The following is a 15,978-nucleotide window of genomic DNA, read 5'->3' on the forward strand; positions in this document are numbered from 1 at the left end:
GCCCCTTTCCACTGCCTCCTGCCGCCGGTCTCAGCCGGCCAGGCAGGACGGGCCGAGCAGTACCTTCAGGTCGCCGAAGAGCGCCGGATCGGGCTTGACCCGGTGCCGGTCCAGGCGCAGCACGGTGGTCTTGCGCGGGCCCTGCAGCTTGATCCGGACCTCGCTGTCGCCCTTGTGGTGACTGAGGATCTCGCCGAGGCGGCTGACCATCGGCGGGGTCACCTTCACGGCCGGGATGGTGAGCACCACGGGCGCGTTGGTGCCCGCGTTGGACAGGTCCGGGACCATCAGCTCCATGGCGACGAGCCGCGGCACGTCCTCCCGCTTGTCGAGCCGTCCCTTGACGAACACCACTGCGTCCTCGACGAGTTGGGTCGACACCAGCTGGTAGGTGGCCGGGAAGAACATGCACTCGATAGAGCCCGCGAGGTCCTCCACGGTGGCGATCGCCCAGGCGTTGCCCTGCTTGGTCATCTTGCGCTGGAGGCCCGAGATGATGCCGCCGATGGTGACGACCGCGCCGTCGGCGTGCTCGCCGCCGGTGAGCTGGGCGATGCCCGCGTCCGCCTTGTCGGACAGCACGTGCTCCAGGCCGAAGAGCGGGTGGTCGGAGACGTACAGACCGAGCATCTCGCGCTCCTGGGCGAGCAGATAGGTCTTGTCCCACTCGTCCTCGGAGAACTGCACGTCGAGGCCGAAGCCGGGCTCGCTGCTGGTCTCCTCGCCCATCCCGCCGAAGAGGTCGAACTGGCCCTCGGCCTCCTTGCGCTTGACCGCGACCACGTTGTCGATCATCGGCTCGTACTGCGCCATGAGGCCCTTGCGGGTGTGGCCCATCGAGTCGAAGGCGCCCGCCTTGATCAGCGATTCGGTGGTGCGCTTGTTGCAGACCACCGCCTCGACCTTGTCGAGGTAGTCGGGGAAGGAGCTGTACTTACCCTTCGCCTTGCGGCACTTGATGATCGATTCCACGACGTTGGTGCCGACGTTGCGGACGGCGGACAGGCCGAAGAGGATCACCTCGTCGCCCTGGGCTGCGAAGTTCGACTCCGACTCGTTGACGTTCGGCGGGAGCACCCGGATGCCCATGCGGCGGCACTCGTTGAGGTAGACCGCCGACTTGTCCTTGTCGTCCTTCACGGAGGTGAGCAGGGCGGCCATGTACTCGGCGGGGTGGTTCGCCTTCAGGTAGGCGGTCCAGTACGACACCAGGCCGTACGCGGCCGAGTGCGCCTTGTTGAAGGCGTAGCCGGCGAACGGGACCAGCACGTCCCAGAGCGCCTGGATGGCTTCGTCGCTGTAGCCGTTCTTGCGGGCGCCGGCCTGGAAGATGACGAAGTTCTTCTCCAGCTCCTCCGGCTTCTTCTTGCCCATCACGCGGCGGAGGATGTCGGCCTCGCCGAGCGAGTAGCCGGCGATGATCTGGGCGGCCTTCTGCACCTGCTCCTGGTAGACGATCAGGCCGTAGGTGACGTCCAGGACCTCCTTGAGCGGCTCCTCCAGCTCGGGGTGGATCGGCGTGATCTCCTGCTGCCCGTTCTTGCGCAGCGCGTAGTTCGTGTGGGAGTTCATGCCCATCGGGCCCGGCCGGTAGAGGGCCGACACGGCGGAGATGTCTTCGAAGTTGTCCGGCTTCATCAGCCGCAGCAGGGACCGCATGGGGCCGCCGTCGAACTGGAAGACGCCGAGGGTGTCGCCGCGCTGCAGCAGCTCGAAGGTCGTGGGGTCGTCGAGCGGGAGTGACAGCAGGTCGATGTCGAGGCCCTTGTTGGCCTTCACCATCTTGACCGCGTCGTCCATGATCGTGAGGTTGCGCAGGCCCAGGAAGTCCATCTTCAGCAGGCCGAGCGACTCGCAGCTCGGGTAGTCCCACTGGGTGATGGTCACGCCGTCGGTGTGCCTCACCCAGACGGGGACGTGCTCGGTGATGGTCTCGCTGGACATGATCACGCCGGCGGCGTGCACACCCATCTGCCGGACCAGGCCCTCCACGCCGCGCGCGGTGTCGATGACCTTCTTCACGTCCGGCTCGTTCTCGTACATCGAGCGGACCTCGCCGGCCTCCGAGTAGCGGGGGTGGGCGGGGTCGGTGATGCCGGACAGCGGGATGCCCTTGCCGAGGACGTCGGCGGGCATGGCCTTGGTGATGCGGTCGCCCATCGCGTACGGGTAGCCCAGCACGCGCGCGGAGTCCTTGATCGCGTTCTTGGCCTTGATGGTGCCGTACGTGCCGATCATGGCGACCTTGTCGGCGCCGTACTTCTCGGTGACGTACCGGATCACCTCGACGCGCCGGCGCTCGTCGAAGTCGATGTCGACATCGGGCATGGAGATGCGCTCGGGGTTCAGGAACCGCTCGAAGATCAGGCCGTGCGGGATCGGGTCGAGGTCGGTGATGCCGAGCGCGTAGGCGACGATCGAGCCGGCCGCGGAGCCCCGGCCGGGGCCGACCGCGATGCCCTGCTTCTTGGCCCACATGATGAAGTCGGCGACCACCAGGAAGTACCCCGGGAAGCCCATCGAGATGATCGTGTCCATCTCGTACTCGGCCTGCTTCTGCCGGTCCTCGGGGACGCCGCCGGGGAAGCGGCGCTCCATGCCGCGGCGGACCTCCTCCTTGAACCAGGTGACCTCGGTGTAGCCCTCGGGGATGTCGAACTTGGGCATGAGGTCGCGCTTCTCGAACATGCCGGCGGTGTCCACCATCTCGGCGACGAGGAGCGTGTTGGCGCAGCCCTCCTGCCAGGCGTCCGAGGAGTCGATGGCGTACATCTCGTCCGTGGACTTCAGGTAGTAGCCGGTGCCGTCGAACTTGAAGCGGTCGGGGTCGGAGAGGTTCTTGCCGGTCTGGATGCACAGCAGGGCGTCGTGGGCGCCGGCCTCGTGCGCGTACGTGTAGTGCGAGTCGTTGGTGACCAGCGGCGGGATGCCGAGCTTCCGGCCGATCTCCAGCAGGCCGTCGCGGACCCGGCGCTCGATCTCGATGCCGTGGTCCATCAGCTCCAGGAAGTACTTGTCCTTGCCGAAGATGTCCTGGTACTCGGCGGCGGCCTTCAGCGCCTCGTCGAAGTGGCCGAGGCGCAGCCGGGTCTGCACCTCGCCGGAGGGGCAGCCGGTGGAGGCGACGATGCCCTCGGACCACCGGGCGATGGTCTCCTTGTCCATCCGGGGCCACTTCTGCAGCCAGCCCTCGGCGTAGGCGTCGGAGGAGAGCCGGAAGAGGTTGTGCAGACCCTTGCTGTTCACCGCCCACATCGTCTTGTGGGTGTAACCGCCGGAACCGGAGACGTCGTCCCGCTTCTGGTGCGGCTGGCCCCACTGGATCTTGCGCTTGTTGCGCCGGGACTCGGGGGCGACATACGCCTCGATCCCGATGATCGGGGTGATCCCGGCCTTCTTCGCGGAATGGAAGAAGTCGTACGCCCCGTGGAGGTTGCCGTGATCGGACATGGCGATGTGCGTCATGCCCATCTCATTGCACGCGTTGAACATGTCCTTCAGCCGCGCGGCACCGTCCAGCAGCGAGTACTGGGTGTGGACGTGCAGGTGCGTGAAGGGCGGCTTTGACACGGTGAGGCCTCCGGGGGAAACACTCGGCGACGGCTGGCGGACGGTTCTGGGGGTCAGCGTCGAAGTCTATGCCTCGCCGCTGACACCCGGCGGGCACGACCGCGTACCTTCATGCGTTGGGTACGGCAGAAACGCTGTCGTACAGGCAATGCACCAGGAGGCACCCCGCGATGTCGGTCCCCCAGCTCGACGAGGAGCAGCGCGGCGAGGAGATCCTCGCCGTCTTCGACACCGCCTTCGGCCGGCTCCTGGCCGCCGACCCGGCCGCGTTCCGGGTGAAGTTCCGCAAGATGGCGGCCTCGGCCTTCGCGTTCTACCGGGGCACGGCGTGCCTCTTCTACCACGACCTCGACGCGGAGAAGCGCGGCGGACCGTACCTGGACGACCGCACCTCGCGCGTGTGGATCCACGGTGATCTGCACGCCGAGAACTTCGGCACGTACATGGACTCCAACGGCCGCCTGGTGTTCAACGTCAACGACTTCGACGAGGCCTACGTCGGCCCCTTCACCTGGGACCTCAAGCGCTTCTCGGCGTCCGTCGCGCTCGTCGGGTACGCGAAGGCGCTGAGCGACGCCCAGATCACCGAGCTGGTGACCGTCTACGCCGCCGCCTACCGCGAGCGCATCCACGCCCTGGCCACGGGCGCCAAGCGGGACGAGGTGCCGCCGTTCACGCTGGACACCGCGCAGGGTCCGCTGCTGGACGCGCTGCGTGACGCCCGCTCGCTGACCCGGTTCGGGCTGCTGGACTCGATGACCGAGATCCGGGACTTCGAGCGCCGCTTCGCCCCGGGCGGCGGTTCCATCGAGCTGGACGCGGCCACCCGGTACAAGGTCCTGGCGGCCTTCGACGGCTACCTGGAGACCCTGCCGGACTCCTCCCTGGCCCGCCCGGACTCGTACCGGGTGAAGGACGTCGTGGGCCGCCGGGGCATCGGCATCGGCTCGGCGGGCCTGCCGTCGTACAACATCCTCCTGGAGGGCCACAGCGACGCCCTGGAGAACGATGTCGTGATCTACATCAAGCAGGCCCAGACCCCGGCCGTGTCCCGGCACATCACGGATCCGGCCATCGCGGAGTACTTCCGGCACGAGGGCCACCGCACGGTCATCTCCCAGCGCGCCCTCCAGGCGCACGCCGACCCGTGGCTGGGCTGGACCGAGCTGGACGGCACGGGCCAGCTGGTCGCCGAGGTCTCGCCGTACGCCGTGGACCTGGACTGGGACGACATCGACGACCCGGAGGAGATCGCGGCCGTCGTCGCCGACCTGGGCCGGGCGACCGCCACGATGCACGCGGCGGCGGACGACACCTCCGGCGAGTCGCTGGTGCCGTTCTCCACCGAGCGGGCCATCGACGCGGCGCTCGCGGCCGACGAGGAGGGCTTCGCGCCGCTGCTGGTGGACTTCGCGCACCGCTACGGCGCACGCGCGCGTGCGGACCACCAGATCTTCCTCGACCTGTTCCGCAACGGCCGGATTCCGGGGCTGTAACCGTCGCGGATTCACAGGCACCCTTTAGGGGTCCCTTACTCGCGTACGTGACAGACTCTCCTTCCGCCATGGACATATCCGGGACCCAGCTCAGAGCCGTGCGCGCGGCGCTGTTCACGGCCTTCGTCGTGACCCTCAGCACCGCGTCGCACGTCCTGCTGTCCCGTGCTCCGCTGCCGCTGGCGACCGTGGGCGCGGTCGCCGCCGGGGTCTTCGTCACGGCGTACGCGCTGGCGGGCCGGGAGCGCGGCTTCGGCCGGATCGCGGCCCTGCTGATCCCGCTGGAGCTGGCCGCCGACACGGTGTTCACCGCCGGCCAGCGCACCTGCTACGGCCGCGCGGGCGGCCCGGTCGCCGGTCCGCTGCGGGCGGTGGGCCTGGACGTGCTGTGCGAGGGCCGGGTGGGCACCCCGCTGGCCCGGATGACCGGCGCCACCGACCGCGCGGACGCGCTGCTCGCCCATGCCAGCCCGGCCGCGGCCTGGCTGCTGCTCGCCGCGCACATCGGCGTGGGCCTGCTCGCCGCCGCCTGGCTGCGCCGGGGCGAGCGGGCGCTGACCCAGCTGCTGCGCGCGGTCGCCGCCACCACCTTCCGGCCGCTGCTGCTGGTGGTGGCCGCGGTCGCCGCACGGCCGCTGCCGGACCGCCGGCCGCCCCGCCCGGCCCCGCGCCGCGCCACCGCCCGCGACCGGCTCCTCGTGCACTCCCTGGGACGGCGTGGACCGCCGTGCTCCGCCCCCGCCGTCCGCGCGCCGGCCTTCGCCTGAGCGACGGCCGTCCCGCCGCGGACGGCAGCTGAGCACGATCAGTCCCCCACACGTATCCCGCGTACGACGTGTGCGCGTCCCCTATGGAGATCACCAACATGAGCAAGCGGAACAGCCAGGCGGCGAAGACGGCGGCCCGGGACCGGCTGCGCCAGGAGCGCGAGCGGCAGGCCCAGCGCGCCAAGGTCAGGCGCCAGCTGATCGTGGCCGCCTCGGTGGTCGGCGTCCTGGCCGCGGCCGGCGGCATCGGCTGGGCCGTCGTCCAGGCGAACAAGCCGGCCTACTGGGAGGCCGCCAAGAAGGCCAAGCTCGTCAAGCCGGCCCACACCACGGGCAAGGACGGCACGACGGTCGTCCTCGGCAAGAGCAGCGCCAAGAAGACCCTGGTGATGTACGAGGACCCGCGCTGCCCGGTCTGCGCCGACTTCGAGCAGGCGGTCGGCCCGACCGTCAAGAAGGACATGGACGCCGGCAAGTTCAAGATCCAGTACGTGGGTGCCACCTTCCTGGACCGGAACCTGACCGGTGAGGGCTCCAAGAACGCGCTCAGCGCCCTGGGCGCCGCGCTCGACGTCAGCCCCGAGGCCTTCCTCGAATACAAGTCCGCGATGTACACGAAGAAGTGGCACCCCGAGGAGACCACCGACAAGTTCAAGGACGACTCCTACCTCATCGAGATCGCCGACACCGTCCCCGCCCTGAAGGGCAACACGGCGTTCCAGAAGGCGGTGAAGGACGGCACCTACGACCGGTGGGCGCTGGAGGAGTCCAAGATCTTCGACCGGGACGGCATCTCGGGCACCCCGACGCTGAAGATGGACGGCAAGGCGCTGACGGGCCCCGACGGCAAGAACGCGCCCATGACGGCCGACCAGTTCGGCACCGCGCTGGACGCCGCCCTCAAGGGCTGAACCGACATTCCGTCAAAGGGCGGGCGAACTTTTGCCGGTTCGCCCGCCCTCGCGCATACCGATCAGTAACCTGATCGTCCGTGACCAGTCGATACAGATCGTCCGAGGGCTCCCAGCACCTCGGCTCGCTTTCACCCAGCCGCCGTTCGGTCGTCAAGGCCGCGGCGGCGACCGCTGTCCTGGCCGGCCCGCTGGCCGCCGCAACGCCGGCCCGCGCCGCCACGGACGCCCCCGCCTTCCTGCACGGCGTCGCCTCCGGCGACCCGCTGCCCGACGGCGTCCTGCTGTGGACCCGGGTGACCCCGACCCCGGAGGCGATACCCGGCTCCGGGGCCGGCCCGGACACCGAGGTCAGCTGGACCGTAGCCAGGGACAAGGCGTTCACTACCGTCGTCGCCAAGGGCTCCACCACCGCGACGGCCGCCTCCGACCACACCGTGAAGGCCGACATCCGCGGGCTGGAGCCGGCCACCGACTACTGGTTCCGCTTCTCCGCCGGCGGCACCGACTCCCCGGTGGCGCGCACCCGCACCGCGCCGGCGGCGGACGCGGCCGTCCCCTCCCTGCGCTTCGGCGTGGTCTCCTGCGCCAACTGGGAGGCGGGCTGGTTCTCCGCCTACCGCCACCTCGCCGCGCGCGGCGACCTGGACGCCTGGCTGCACCTCGGCGACTACATCTACGAGTACAAGTCCGGCGAGTACGCCAACCGCGGCAAGGTCGTCCGCCCGCACGCACCGGCCAACGAGATCCTCACCCTCGCCGACTACCGGATCCGGCACGCCAGGTACAAGACCGACCCCGACCTCCAGGCCCTGCACCTGAAGGCGCCGGTCATCGCGATCTGGGACGACCACGAGTTCGCCGACAACGCCTGGTCGGGCGGCGCGGTCAACCACACCGAGGGCGCCGAGGGCACCTGGACCGCCCGTCAGGCCGCCGCCAAGCAGGCCTACTTCGAGTGGATGCCGGTCCGCCCGGCCATCGCCGGCACCACCTACCGGCGGCTGCGCTTCGGCAAGCTCGCCGACCTCTCGCTGCTGGACCTGCGCTCCTTCCGCTCCCAGCAGGCCTCCACGGCCAGCGGCTCGGTGGACGACCCGGACCGCACGCTCACCGGACGCGCCCAGCTCGACTGGCTCAAGGCCGGTCTGAAGGCCTCCGACACCAGGTGGCGGCTGGTCGGCAACTCGGTGATGATCTCGCCGTTCTCCTTCGGCTCCCTGTCCGCCGACCTGTTCAAGCCGCTCGCCAAGCTGCTCGGACTCCCGCAGGAGGGCATCGCCGCCAACACCGACCAGTGGGACGGCTACACCGACGACCGCCGCGAGCTCCTGGCCCACCTGCGCTCCAACGCGATCGGCAACACCGTCTTCCTGACCGGCGACATCCACATGGCGTGGGCCAACGACGTGCCGGTGGACGCCGGCACCTACCCGCTGTCGGCCTCGGCCGCCACCGAGTTCGTGGTGACCTCGGTGACCTCCGACAACCTGGACGACATCGTCAAGGTGCCCGAGGGCACGGTCTCCGCGGTCGCCGCGCCGGTCATCAAGGCCGCCAACCGGCACGTCCACTGGGTGGACACCGACCGGCACGGCTACGGCGTGCTGGACATCACAGCCGAGCGCGCCCAGATGGACTACTACGTCCTGTCCGACCGCACCGACGCGAACGCCACCTCCAGCTGGGTGCGCTCCTACCGCACCCGCAGCGGCACGCAGAAGATCGAGCGGACCTACGACCCGGTGTAACCGGTCAGCCGAGCGACTCCAGGAAGCCGAGCGCCACCCGCCAGGTGGCCTCGGCGGCCTCCTCGTCGAAGTCCGGCAGCCCGGGGTCGGTGTAGAGGTGCCCGGCCCCGGCGTACCGGTAGATCTCCACGTCGGCGCCCACCCGGCCCATCTGCAGGTACCAGGCGCTCAGCCAGTCGTCCGTCTCGAACGGGTCCGGCTCGGCCACGTGCAGCTGCACCGGCAGCTCGTCCACCTGCGCGTTCGGCGCGATGTCCGACGTGCCGTGCAGGAGCAGCAGCCCGCGCGCCTTGTCGTCGCCGAGCGCCAGGGTCTGGGCGATGGAGGCGCCGAGAGAGAACCCGGCGTACACCAGCCCCCGCTCGGAGTACGGCGCCGCCGCCAGCACGGCCCGCTTGAGCAGTTCCTCCTTGCCGGTCCGCTCCTTGAACTCCATGCCGTCCTCGACGGTGTCGAACGTGCGCCCCTCGAAGAGGTCCGGCGTCCACACCTCGTGGCCCGCCGCGCGCAGCCGGTCCGCGGCCTCGCGCACCGCGGGCCTGAGCCCGTAGGTCGAGTGAAAGAGCATGATGTTCATGAGGCCATGGTGCCAGCCGGGTACGGCAGTGCCGGCCCCGCTTACCCAGGAACGCGCCGAACTCACATGTTCAAGCCCTCCGCGCGCCGGTTAGGAGCGGAGGCATGGAGAACGTACTCCGCCCCCTGATCGTGCTCGGCGGCACGGTGCTGCTGACCCTGGCCATCGGCTGGGTCACCGACCGGCTGCTGTGCAAGGCCGACCAACGCCATCACGACACACCCCTGTGGGGGCTGCTGCGCCGCGCCCGCATCCCGTACCAGCTCGTGCTGTGTGCCGCCATGCTGCGCGGTTCGTACGACCAGGCGAAGCTGCTGGAGCACCACCAGGCCGGCGTCGGCCGGAGCCTGACGCTGGTGCTGATCGGCTCGGCCGCCTGGCTGGTGATCCGGATCGCCGGGGCGATCGTCGAGACCACCTACTCCCGCTACGCCCGCGCGCACCGCGACGCGGCCCGGGTGCGCCGGGTGCGCACCCAGGTGGAGCTGATCATGCGAGTGGTGTCGGCGATCGTCATCGTCGTGGCCGCCGCGTCGATGCTGCTGACGTTCCCGGCGATGCGCGCGGCGGGCGCCTCCCTGCTGGCCTCGGCGGGCATCATCGCCGCCATCGCCGGTGTCGCCGCCCAGTCGACGCTCTCGAACATGTTCGCCGGACTGCAGATCGCCTTCGGCGACATGGTGCGCATCGGCGACACCGTCGTGGTCGACGGCGAGTGGGGCACCGTCGAGGAGATCACCCTCACCTTCCTGACGGTCCGCACCTGGGACGAGCGCCGGATCACCATGCCGGTGTCGTACTTCACGTCCAGGCCCTTCGAGAACTGGTCCCGCGGTACCCCGCAGATGACGGGCATCGTCTACTGGCACCTCGACCACAGCGCGCCGATCGAGGCGATGCGCGAGAAGCTGCGCGACATCCTGCGCCACTGCCCGGCCTGGGACGGCCGTGCCTACGGCCTGGTGGTGACGGACACCACCCCGAACACCATCCAGGTGCGCGCCCTGGTGACCGCGAAGGACGCGGACGACATCTGGACGGTGCGGGTCACGGTCCGCGAGCAGATGATCGCCTGGCTGTCCGCGGAGCACCCCTACGCGCTGCCCCGGGTGAACACCGCCGACGCGGTGCTCCCGCCGTACCGCGTCCCGTCCCCCGACCGTGCCTCGCTGCGCAAGGCCTACGAGTTCCCCCGCACCGGCCGCGGCTGACCGGCCGCCCCCTCCCGCCCGGGACCGGGTGCTCAGCGCAGACTGCGTACGTCGAGGTGGCGCAGCACCCGGTCCACGATCTCCGGATCCGCCCCGGGCTCGCTGCGCGCCGCCAGGACCTCGTGCCGGGCGGCGCTCAGCATCTCGTTCTGGATGCGCCGCACCCGCTTGAGCCGCCTGGCCCGCTGGTGCTGCGCCTCCCGCCGCTCCTCCTCCCCCATGTCCGGGCTGATCCGGATCCCGATGTCGAAGGCGCGCCGCAGCATCTGCTCGGACAGCTCCTCGGGCAGCTCCTCCACCTGCTCGATCTCCCGCAGCCGGCGCTTGGCCGCCTTCGCGGCCCGTACCGCCAGCTCCTTCTCGAACTCCTTCTCCCGCTCGGAGTCGGCCCGCACCCCGAGCCGCCGCACCAGCCACGGCAGGGTCAGCCCCTGCAGCACCAGCGTGACGATGATCACTCCGAAGGCGATGAAGACGATCTCGTCCCGGTCGGGGAACGGGGAGCCGTCCTCGGTGCGCAGCGGCACGGCCAGCGCCAGCGCCACCGAGGCCACCCCGCGCATCCCGGACCACCACATCACGACGGTCTCCCGCCAGCTCACCGGGATCTCCTCGTCGTAGTCCCGGCGGGCGTGCAGCCGTTTGGTCAGCCAGGTCGCCGGCAGCAGCCACAGCAGCCGTACGACGACCACCACGCCCACGACGGCGGCCGCCCAGCCGAGCATCTCGCCCCACCGGCCCTGCGCCGTGCGGATGGCGTTGTGCAGCTCCAGGCCGATGAGCCCGAAGGCGACGCCGGTGACGAGGGTGTCGATGATGTCCCAGAAGGTGTGCCCGGCGAGCCGCGTCATCACGTCGTCGGCGTCGGAGGCGTACTCGGCGAGGAAGAGCGCCGTGGTGAGCACGGCGAGCACCCCGGAGCCGTGCAGCTTCTCCGCGAGCACGTAGGAGGCGTACGGCACCAGCAGGGTCATGCCGATCTGCAGGGTCGGATCGCCCAGCAGGTCCATCAGCTTGTTCGCGCCCCAGCCGAGCACCAGGCCGACGGCCACCGCCACGACCGCGGACAGCACCAGGTCGAGGCCGGCCTGCCAGGGCGAGAACGTGCCGCTCACGGCCGCGGCGATCGCCACGTGGTACAGCACGATCGCCGTCACGTCGTTGAAGAGGCCCTCGCCCTCCAGGATCGACACCAGACGGCGCGGCAGCCCCAGCTGACCGGCGACGCTGGTCGCGGCGACCGGGTCGGGCGGCGCGACCAGGGCACCCAGCGCGACGGCGGCCGCGATCGGCAGCCCCGGCACGATCGCGTTGGCCATGAACGCCACGCACACGGTCGTGACGAACACCAGGGCCACGGCCAGCAGGAAGATCGGCCGGAGGTTGGCGGCGAACTGCCGCCAGGACGTGCGGCGCACGGCGGCGTAGAGCAGCGGCGGCAGCAGCCCCGGCAGGATCAGGTCGGGCGGGATGTTCACGTTGGGCACGAAGTCGGCCACCGCCAGGGCCCCGCCGAACAGGGTCATCAGCACCGGCGCCGGCACTCCGAACCGGTCCCCCAGCGGGACGCTCACCAGCGCCCCGAGCAGCAGGACGAACAACAGGGCCAGCTGATCCACGGACGGCGCTCCGGGGGTCGACGATCACACGGCAGACCTCAAGCCTGCCATGCCGCCCGAGCCCCGGCCCTCCCGACTCCCCTGGCCGGCGCGCTCGCGGTGGCCGCCGCCACAGGGACGCTACAGGGACCGGCGCATCGCCCGGTGCGGTATGCCGGCGTCCGGGAACTCCGGGCCGTACGCCTCGTAGCCCAGCCGCGCGTAGAACCCCAGGGCGTGGGTCTGGGCGTGCAGGTCCACCGCCGTGAGGCCGCGCGCGCGTGCCGCGTCCTCGACGGCGCGCACCAGGGCGGCGCCGACGCCGAGCCCGCGCGCCGCGCGGGAGACGGCGAGCCGCCCCAGGGAACCCACCGCCGGGTCCCCGCCGGTCTTCCCGGCCGCCGCCTCGCCGTGCAGCAGCCGTCCGGTGCCCAGCGGCACCCCGTCCTCGCGGACCGCCAGCACGTGCACGGCCACGGCGTCGTAGGCGTCGTACTCGATGTCCTCGGGGACGCCCTGCTCGGCCACGAAGACCTCCTTGCGGACCGCGAAGCAGGCCTCGCGGTCGGCGGGATCCTCGGCGACCCGGACGGTGTAGGCCGCCCTCACGCCCATGTCTCCTCGCGGACCTGGTCGAGGGCTTGGCGCAGGTCCTCCGGGTAGTCGCTCGCGAACTCGGCCCAGGTGCCGTCGCCGGGGTGCTCGAAACCGAGGCGGACGGCGTGCAGCCACTGGCGGGTCAGGCACAGCCGCTTGGCGAGGGTCGGGTCGGCGCCGTAGGTGAGGTCGCCGACGCACGGGTGGCGGTGGGCGGCCATGTGCACGCGGATCTGGTGGGTGCGGCCCGTCTCCAGCTTGACGTCCAGCAGGGAGGCGGCGCGGAAGGCCTCGATGAGGTCGTAGTGGGTCACCGAGGGCTTGCCCTCGGCCGTGACGGCCCACTTGTAGTCGTGCTGGGGGTGGCGGCCGATCGGGGCGTCGATGGTGCCGCTGGTCGGGTCCGGGTGGCCCTGGACCAGGGTGTGGTAGCGCTTGTCGACCGTGCGCTCCTTGAACTGGCGCTTGAGCGACGTGTACGCCCGCTCGGACTTGGCGACCACCATCAGGCCCGAGGTGCCGACGTCCAGGCGGTGCACGATGCCCTGGCGCTCGGCTGCGCCGGAGGTGGAGATCCGGTACCCGGCGGCGGCGAGGCCGCCGATGACGGTGGGGCCGGACCAGCCCGGCGACGGGTGCGCGGCCACGCCGACCGGCTTGACGATCACGACCACGTCGTCGTCGTCGTGCACGATCTCCATGCCCTCGACCGGTTCGGCGACCACCTGCACCGGCGCGGGCGCCTGCGGCATCTCGACCTCCAGCCAGGCGCCGCCGCGCACCCGCTCGGACTTGCCGACCACCGCGCCGTCGACCTGGACCTTGCCGGCCGCGGCCAGCTCCGCCGCCTTCGTGCGGGAGAAGCCGAACATGCGGGAGATGGCGGCGTCGACGCGCTCGCCCTCCAGGCCGTCGGGCACGGGCAGGGTACGGATCTCGGGAATCGTGCTCACCCGTCGAGTATGCCGGACGGGCGGGACGGCACCGAACGAGCCTGTGGAAAACCCGGCCGGACCTCAGTCCTTGTGGACCGTGCCGTCGGGGTCCAGGCCGCGGAAGGACAGCAGCACGATCAGGATGCCGCCGCACACGATCGCCGAGTCGGCGAGGTTGAACACCGCGAAGCCCTTGGGCGCGATGAAGTCCACGACCTCGCCCTCGAAGACGCCCGGCGCCCGGAAGATCCGGTCGGTGAGGTTGCCGAGCGCGCCGCCGAGCAGCAGCCCGAGCGCGATCGCCCAGGGGAAGCTGTAGAGCTTGCGGGCCAGCCGGATGATCACCACGATCACGGCCGCGGCGATCAGCGTGAAGATCACCGTGAAGGCCGCGCCGAACCCGAAGGCGGCGCCGGGGTTGCGGATGGCGTGCAGCTCCAGCAGGTCCCCGACGACCTGGATCGGCGCGTGGCCCTCCAGCCGGGAGACGACGAGCATCTTGCTGATCAGGTCGAGGGCGTACGCGAACGCGGCCACCGCGAACAGCACGGCGATCCGGCGCCCGCGGCCGGTCTGCCGCGCCGGGGCCCCCTGCTCGCCCGCGCGGGACGCGCCGGCCTCCCCGGACGCACCGGAGCCGGCGGGGGCTCCGGCCGCCGCCGTCCGCTCGCCGCCGTCGTCCGGGGTGCCCGGCGTACCGATGATGCGCTCCGCCTCTGCCACGTGAGTCCCTCGACCTAGGTACCTGACTGGGGACGAGACTACGGCACGCCCCCGGGACCCCTCACGCTCAGGAGCGGCGTTCCTGCTTCTGTTTGCACTCCACGCACAGGGTGGCCCGCGGGAACGCCTGCATCCGAGCCTTGCCGATGGGGTTGCCGCAGTTCTCGCACAGGCCGTAGGTGCCCGCGTCCAGCCGTTCCAGCGCGCGCTCGGTCTGGGTCAGCATCTCGCGCGCGTTGGCGGCCAGCGCCAGCTCGTGCTCGCGCGTGATGTTCTTGGTGCCGGTGTCGGCCTGGTCGTCGCCGGCACCGTCCCCGGAGTCCCGCATCAGGCCGACCAGGGAGGCCTCGGAGGAGCTGATCTCCTCCCGCAGCCGCGTCATCTCCGACTCCAGTTCGGCGCGGGCCTCGGCGACCTCCTCCGGGGTCCAGGGGTCCTCCCCGGGGCGCACCGCCAGCTCGCCGGGCTCCGCCGCGGCGACGCGTGCCTTGGGAACGGCGCTCTGTGCCGCCGTGGCCGTGCCAGGAGTCTTCTTCGCAACCACTGTCGTGGCTCCCGTCTGCTTGGCGGCCCGCGCCGCGCCCGCTTTCTTGGCCGTGCTCGTGCTCTTCTCGGCCGCCGCCGTCACCGCGGCCCTGTGGGCGGCGGCCGACTCGTCGGCGGCCTCCTCGGCGCCGCTCCGCTTGACGCCGGTCTCCTTGGCCCCGGTCTCCTTGACGCCGGCCTCTTCGGCGACGGACTTCCCGGCGCCGGCCCCCTCGGCGGCGGCCTTCCCGGCGCCGGTGCCCTTGGCGGCCGTGTCCTCGACCGCCGTGTCCTCGACCGCCGTCTCCCGGGCGGCCGCCTTCTTCGCGGCCGTCGTCGTGACGTCCGCCTTCTTCGTGGCCGTCTTCTTCACCCCGGCCTTCGCGGCGGCGGCCTTCTTCTTCACCACCGCGTCCTGCACGGCCGCGTCGTTCACAGCCGCGTCGTTCACAGGCGTCTTGCCGGCGGCCGTCCTGTCGGCGGCCGTCTTCTTCGCGACCGTCTTCCTGACCACTGCCTTCTTGACCGGCGCCTTCTCGGGGACCGCCTTCCCGGAGGCCGCCTTCCCGGAGGCCGGCTTACCCTCGACCGGCTTCTTGGGTGCCGCCTTCCTGGCGGCCCCCTTGCCCCCGGCCGTCTCCTCGACGGCCGTGGCACCCGGCCTCCCGGCCGCAGGCTTCGTGGCGGCCGGTTTCCCGGCAGCCGTCTTCGTGGCGGCCGTCGTGCTCGGGGCCGTCTTCTTGGTGGCAGGCCTCGCGCCGGTCTTCCCGGTCGCCGGCTGCTGTACGGCGGTCTTCTTCGCCACCATGGCCGCGGCCCCTTCACATATTGTGATCTTGCTCGCGAATCGTGCTGGGACGATAAATCGACTTGAGTCCCGCGGCAACGGGGCACACCGCCTGATTCGCCCGCCCGCACCCCCCGAGCCACGGGCCTGCATCCGTTGTGCCCAGCTCCCCGCCGGGTAATCCGCCGGTCCGGACCCGCGCGGACCCGCGCGTGCGCCCCCTCGCCATTCGGGTCATCCGCCCCGGCCGCCCCGCGTCCGCCCCGCCGCGCGGAAAACCGGTCGGCCGCTGTCCGCGCGGCGCCGTACACTGGGCGGAGCGAAAGGCGTGGATGGGGACGAGTAGCGGCGTACGCAGCCCAGAGCGACCCGGGGACGGTGTGAGCCCGGGGGCGAGCGCGACGTGAAGATCACCCCGGAGCCGCCGGAAGAAAGCCGCAGCCCGAGGGCGGCGGCGAGTAGAGCCGGCTTCGCGACCCCAATGAGGGGGCTCACCGGCGCGTACGGCGCGGCGGAGGGCCAAGGAGGGT

General features: G+C 71.2%; 12 protein-coding genes. 5 read left to right on the plus strand and 7 right to left on the minus strand.

Translation table 11 applies throughout. The annotated features are described in order from the left end of the window. Window positions 1-30: 30 nt before the first annotated feature. Complete coding sequence (gene dnaE / locus IG05_RS0133605) at window positions 31-3,570, minus strand: DNA polymerase III subunit alpha (protein ID WP_030347847.1); 3,540 nt, start codon at window positions 3,568-3,570, stop codon at window positions 31-33. 170 nt (window positions 3,571-3,740) lie between these two features. Here dnaE and IG05_RS0133610 point away from each other — a divergent pair, with 170 nt between their 5' ends. From IG05_RS0133610 to IG05_RS0133625, 4 genes are all read left to right on the plus strand, one after another. Then, entirely contained in the window at window positions 3,741-5,066 is a 1,326-nt protein-coding gene (locus IG05_RS0133610; RefSeq protein ID WP_030347848.1) for a DUF2252 domain-containing protein, read from the plus strand. 68 nt (window positions 5,067-5,134) lie between these two features. After that, entirely contained in the window at window positions 5,135-5,833 is a 699-nt protein-coding gene (locus tag IG05_RS0133615; RefSeq protein WP_030347849.1) for a hypothetical protein, read from the plus strand. Between the two features lie 98 nt (window positions 5,834-5,931). Further along, a complete protein-coding gene (locus tag IG05_RS0133620) occupies window positions 5,932-6,744 on the plus strand; it encodes a DsbA family protein (protein ID WP_030347850.1) in 813 nt (270 codons plus the stop codon). An 80-nt stretch (window positions 6,745-6,824) separates the two neighbouring features. Continuing rightward, a complete protein-coding gene (locus IG05_RS0133625; RefSeq protein WP_030347851.1) occupies window positions 6,825-8,495 on the plus strand; it encodes an alkaline phosphatase D family protein in 1,671 nt (556 codons plus the stop codon). Window positions 8,496-8,499: 4 nt separating this feature from the next. Here the strand turns inward: IG05_RS0133625 and IG05_RS0133630 are convergent, their stop codons facing one another. Further along, window positions 8,500-9,072, minus strand: a complete 573-nt coding sequence (locus IG05_RS0133630) for a dienelactone hydrolase family protein (protein WP_030347852.1) — start codon at window positions 9,070-9,072, stop codon at window positions 8,500-8,502. A 104-nt stretch (window positions 9,073-9,176) separates the two neighbouring features. On the opposite strand from IG05_RS0133630, the gene IG05_RS0133635 reads away from it, so the two are divergent. Then, window positions 9,177-10,283, plus strand: a complete 1,107-nt coding sequence (locus IG05_RS0133635; RefSeq protein WP_030347853.1) for a mechanosensitive ion channel family protein — start codon at window positions 9,177-9,179, stop codon at window positions 10,281-10,283. A 32-nt stretch (window positions 10,284-10,315) separates the two neighbouring features. Here the strand turns inward: IG05_RS0133635 and IG05_RS0133640 are convergent, their stop codons facing one another. The 5 genes from IG05_RS0133640 to IG05_RS43920 form a co-directional block, all read right to left on the minus strand. After that, complete coding sequence (locus IG05_RS0133640) at window positions 10,316-11,902, minus strand: Na+/H+ antiporter (RefSeq protein WP_030347854.1); 1,587 nt, start codon at window positions 11,900-11,902, stop codon at window positions 10,316-10,318. A gap of 120 nt (window positions 11,903-12,022) precedes the next feature. Next, window positions 12,023-12,496, minus strand: coding sequence for a GNAT family N-acetyltransferase (locus IG05_RS0133645; protein WP_030347855.1), 474 nt, complete (start codon window positions 12,494-12,496; stop codon window positions 12,023-12,025). Continuing rightward, window positions 12,487-13,431 carry an RluA family pseudouridine synthase gene (locus IG05_RS0133650; protein ID WP_030347856.1) on the minus strand — a complete coding sequence of 315 codons (945 nt, stop codon included), beginning with the start codon at window positions 13,429-13,431 and terminating at the stop codon, window positions 12,487-12,489. The genes IG05_RS0133645 and IG05_RS0133650 overlap by 10 nt, the downstream gene beginning before the upstream one ends. 63 nt (window positions 13,432-13,494) lie before the next feature. Beyond that, entirely contained in the window at window positions 13,495-14,136 is a 642-nt protein-coding gene (gene lspA / locus IG05_RS0133655) for a signal peptidase II (protein ID WP_030347857.1), read from the minus strand. Between the two features lie 67 nt (window positions 14,137-14,203). Continuing rightward, the gene (locus IG05_RS43920) at window positions 14,204-15,469 is read right to left on the minus strand and encodes a TraR/DksA family transcriptional regulator (RefSeq protein ID WP_030347858.1); all 1,266 of its coding nucleotides are present in this window, start codon (window positions 15,467-15,469) and stop codon (window positions 14,204-14,206) included. Window positions 15,470-15,978: the final 509 nt, after the last annotated feature.

Origin of the sequence: Streptomyces sp. NRRL S-1022, from assembly GCF_000720135.1 — a bacterium.
GTDB lineage: Bacteria > Actinomycetota > Actinomycetes > Streptomycetales > Streptomycetaceae > Streptomyces.